Here is a 2,240-nt window from a genome sequence, read left to right on the forward strand (position 1 = left end):
AACCCTCTTCGAGGATCAACCAATGGTTGCTACGTTCCCCCTTCGGGGGGATCCCTAGAAATTGGAAACCCTATAGCCACAAAAAATCCCCCGCCAATAAGGCGGGGTTTTTCCTTCGGGGGGATCTATAGAATTGGAAACCTAGGGATCCCCAGTTGGAAAGAAATTGGAAACAGAGAAAAGATTAGAGTAAAGCCGGTGCTGCTCGGCAGAGGCCAGGCAGCGCTGTTGGTGCTCAGGCCACTCCTGGAGGGCTAGTTTTTGTTGTTCCTGGAGAAGGGTTTGTAGGTCTGAGTCTGCAGGCAGCTCGCCTTGCAAAACCTGCAAATCGTTAAAGCGGCCCAGTTGATCCTGCAAGCACTTCAGGGTTGCTATCCAATCTTGCATGGTTTCCCCGTAAAAGGGCGCAAAAAACTCCACCTGATAGCGCAGCCGTTTGGTGGCCTTGCGCAGCTCGTGCAGTTGCTCAGCCTGGGCTTCCGTTGCGGGGAAAGCAGGGATCCGCCAGCCTGGCTGCAGCAGCCACTGGGCCAGCAGGGGAGTCAGCAAGTGGGGCAAGCTTTCCGGCAAAGGCAGCTCCGCCTGGGGCTTATAGCGGGGGTGAGCCAGCCACTGCTCGCAGGCAGCTTGAAACGCCAGGAAGTCAGCATCTTCAAGAATGCGGCGGGAGCGTTTCTCGGCTTGGGTTCGACGTTGCTGCAGATCTTGTTTTAGCTTCTCCAGTTCTGCCTGCTGGGCTGCCGGGATCCCTTCCCAGCAAGGTTCCTGCAGGATTTCCAGCAGCACGTCCAGATCCCGCTGCTTGCCCAAAGCACTGGCCAGCTTTTGCAGGCGTTTGGGCTTGAGAGGCTTGGGCAGCCGGACGGATCCCTGAAACACCTGCACCCAAGTGCCAATACGGCGCAAGGTCACTCGGATTTGGTGGAGAGATTCTGCCGCCTCTGGATGCTGGGTCAGAACTCGCTTTACGTGTTTCTGCAGCCGCTGCCATTGCTGGCTCAACAGTTGATGGGCTTGGAGGGCTAGGGAGGACGAAGACAAAGGGGAAAGTGAGATTGGGTTATGTTCACCCTTTTGCTCGTCAGCAGTCGCACCGGTGTCACCCGGCAACAGGGCATCCATAGACAAACCTCTCCTCTCCGAAGGCACAGCGAAGCAACTAAGAAGACAAAAACTCCCTACCCGAGGGGCGATCCAGCCCAACTTAACCTGGAAGGGGGTAAAGCAGTTTCGCTTCTTAACCTCTTTTTAACCTTAAGAGGGCAAGAGGGGGAAGGTAGTGACATACTCCCGACCCCGACTGCTGGCAGTACGGGGCGGGCTTTTCGCTTCAAAGGACTCCGTCCCGCAGAGGAAAGCAGGGAGCCTACGCAAGAACCCTCCACGTTCGGCGAAGCCGTGCCGTAGGCATACAGACAATGCCGTTTTGTACAGCCGAGTTGATTGTAGAACAACGACCGCCTTTCATCCCAACCCTCGTCCTACAGACAGAGGGCGGGGCTTCAAGGACTCCGTCCCGCTAGCGCGAACGGCGGCCTAGCTAAACGAGGCTTCACCACCGACCAAATCCGCGCAGCCACCTCTGCCGGGGATCCCTGGGCTGAAATGCGGACAATCCGCTGTGGTTCTGCGGCGGCCAGGGTTTCGAATCCGCAGTAAACCCGCCGGTGGAACTCTAGGCCTTCTTGCTCGTTAGTGCTCTGCACCGCTAGCTCAACTGCGCCAGAAGAACGGGAGCGAGCCCGTTCTAGCCCCACCTCGGGGGGCAGATCCAGCCACAGGGTGAGATCCGGCTGTAGCCCGTCGGTGACCCATCGGTTGAGCTGCCGGATCAGATCCAGATCTATGCCCCGGCCATAGCCTTGATAGGCCAAGGTGGAATCGGTAAAGCGGTCGCAAACCACCACCTGCCCTGCCGCCAGAGCCGGCGCGATGACTTTGCTCACGTGTTCAGCCCGATCCGCCGCGTACAGGAGCAACTCCGCCAGAGGGCTAAAGGGATCCCCGTGCAGCAACAGCTCCCGCAGCGTTTCGCCCAGCGCCGTGCCCCCCGGCTCGCGGGTACACAGGCAAGCGTAGCCTTCTTGGCGCAGCCGCTCAACCAAGAGGGCCTGTTGGGTGGTTTTGCCCACCCCTTCCCCGCCTTCTAGGGTGATGAACACACCGTCGTCCTGATACATTCACGCTGAACTCTCCTGAACATGGTTCAGGAAAGAAGCGATCGCATCCTGCCTATCTCT

At 58.4% G+C, this 2,240-nt stretch carries 2 protein-coding genes; both read right to left on the bottom strand.

The window, feature by feature from the left end:
* Positions 1-141: 141 nt before the first annotated feature.
* A complete protein-coding gene (locus NW839_RS11045) occupies positions 142-1,122 on the bottom strand; it encodes a CHAD domain-containing protein (protein ID WP_414380652.1) in 981 nt (326 codons plus the stop codon).
* A gap of 380 nt (positions 1,123-1,502) precedes the next feature.
* Positions 1,503-2,162: a dTMP kinase gene (gene tmk / locus NW839_RS11050; protein WP_414350315.1), complete on the bottom strand. Its 660-nt coding sequence runs from the start codon at positions 2,160-2,162 to the stop codon at positions 1,503-1,505.
* Between the last annotated feature and the right edge of the window lie 78 nt (positions 2,163-2,240).

The sequence above is a fragment of the Synechococcus sp. R5-15 genome (assembly GCF_047462035.1).
Lineage (GTDB): Bacteria > Cyanobacteriota > Cyanobacteriia > Thermostichales > Thermostichaceae > Thermostichus.